The 1,144-nt window shown below is 77.2% G+C and carries 1 protein-coding gene; it reads right to left on the minus strand.

Annotation, left to right across the window (positions count from 1 at the left end; all coding sequences use genetic code 11):
- Positions 1 to 1,144, minus strand: a 1,144-nt coding sequence (locus VR44_RS39660; protein WP_045952553.1) for a polyketide synthase dehydratase domain-containing protein, incomplete at both ends; no start/stop codon positions are given.

A 1,144-nucleotide genomic window follows, 5' to 3' on the forward strand; every position in this document is an offset into this window, starting at 1 on the left:
ACAGGAGGGTGTCGGTGCGGGGGGCCGCCGCCGCGCGCAGCAGCTCGGCGGAGACCGGGCGCAGGACGAGGGCGTCGACCGAGGCGACGGTCTGTCCCGCCGCGTCGGCGACCAGTACGGAGACGGTGTCGGGGCCGGCCGGGGTGAGCCGGACGCGTACGGCGGGGGCGCCGGTGGCGTGCAGGCTGACCCCGCTCCAGGAGAAGGGCAGCAGTCCCTGCCCGGTGGCGGTACCCGACAGCAGGCCGAGCCAGGAGGCGTGGAGGGCGGAGTCGAGGAGGGCCGGGTGCAGGCCGAACGCGCCCGCGTCGGGTGCCGTGGCGGCGGGGAGGGCCGCGGCGGCGTACAGGGCTTCGCCGTGCCGCCAGGCTTCCGTGAGGCCGCGGAAGACCGGCCCATAGCCGAAGCCGAGTTCGTCGAGGAGCTCGTAGAGGTGGTCGGTGGCGACGGGTTCGGCGCCGTGCGGGGGCCAGGCCGCGAGCTCGGGGGCGGCCTGGGGCCGGGCGGCCGGGGGTTCGGGGGCCAGGGTGCCGCCGGCGTGCCGCGTCCAGTCGGCGGCGGTGGCGGGGTCCTCGGTGCGGGAGTGGAGCTCCAGGGTGCGCCGGCCCGACGGGTCGGGGGCGGCGATCGTGAGGCGGAGCTGGACGCCGCCGTGTTCGGGCAGGACGAGCGGGGCCTCCAGGGTGAGGTCCTCGACGTGTGCGCAGCCCGCTTCCTGCCCGGCCCGCAGGGCCAGTTCCACGAAGGCGGTGCCGGGGACGAGTACGGCACCCGAGACGGTGTGGTCGGCGATCCAGGGGTGGGTGGCGAGGGAGAGGCGTCCGGTGAGTACGGCGGCGCCGTCCGGGAGGACGACGGTGGCGCCCAGGAGGGGGTGTTCGGAGTCGGTCACGCCGATCGCGGTGGGGTCGGCGGCGGCCGGGACGCGCAGCCAGTAGGTCTCGCGCTGGAAGGGGTAGGTCGGCAGGTCGATGCGGCGGGCGCCGCGGTCCGCGTACCAGGCGGTCCAGTCGACGGGGGTGCCGTGGACGTGGAGGTGGGCCAGGGCGGCGGTGACGGCCGATTCCTCGGGGCGGTCGGTGCGCAGGGCGGGGACCGTGAGGGCGCGCTCGTCCACGAGTTCCCGGGCGAGGGCGGTCAGGAC

The organism is Streptomyces katrae, assembly GCF_000966975.1.
GTDB classification, from domain to species: domain Bacteria; phylum Actinomycetota; class Actinomycetes; order Streptomycetales; family Streptomycetaceae; genus Streptomyces; species Streptomyces katrae.